The sequence below is a fragment of the Agrilactobacillus fermenti genome (genome assembly GCF_021030645.1).
Lineage (GTDB): Bacteria > Bacillota > Bacilli > Lactobacillales > Lactobacillaceae > Agrilactobacillus > Agrilactobacillus fermenti.
Window position 1 is genome coordinate 1 of the sequence record NZ_JACGCJ010000084.1, and the last position, 350, is coordinate 350.

The window sequence follows — 350 nt, forward strand, 5'->3', positions numbered from 1 at the left end:
CATATGTTTTAATAACAGGTTTACCCGACTTAGTTAAGCGACGAAAACTTACAACGACCTTATTCCTCAATTCGCCTTCGATTTCTACCGAATCTTTGAGCAATATCATTGCTGAATTCTCATATAATTTTTGAATCTGACCAGTAAGGTTACGGTACCTACCTTCACCAAAGCTAAGTACGGTTACTTCATCGCCCTTTTGTAGTTTTTTCATGATCTACCCCCCTAAATTCATCTAAGCTGATGTCCAATGCATCGGCTATTTTTACCATCAATTCAAAACTAGGTTTCTTAATTCTTCCCTGTTTAAGTTCAGACAAAACAGACGGATAAACGTTCATTTGTAATGC

2 protein-coding genes are annotated in these 350 nt (G+C 36.9%); both read right to left on the bottom strand.

Features of this window, described 5'->3' with window-relative positions:
* Nucleotides 1-214, bottom strand: a 214-nt coding sequence (locus FHQ08_RS12720) for a hypothetical protein (RefSeq protein WP_230914756.1), incomplete at its 3' end; no start/stop codon positions are given.
* Nucleotides 189-350 (bottom strand): helix-turn-helix domain-containing protein (locus FHQ08_RS12725; RefSeq protein ID WP_230914757.1); only part of this gene is annotated, 162 nt, incomplete at its 5' end. The genes FHQ08_RS12725 and FHQ08_RS12720, both read right to left, overlap by 26 nt.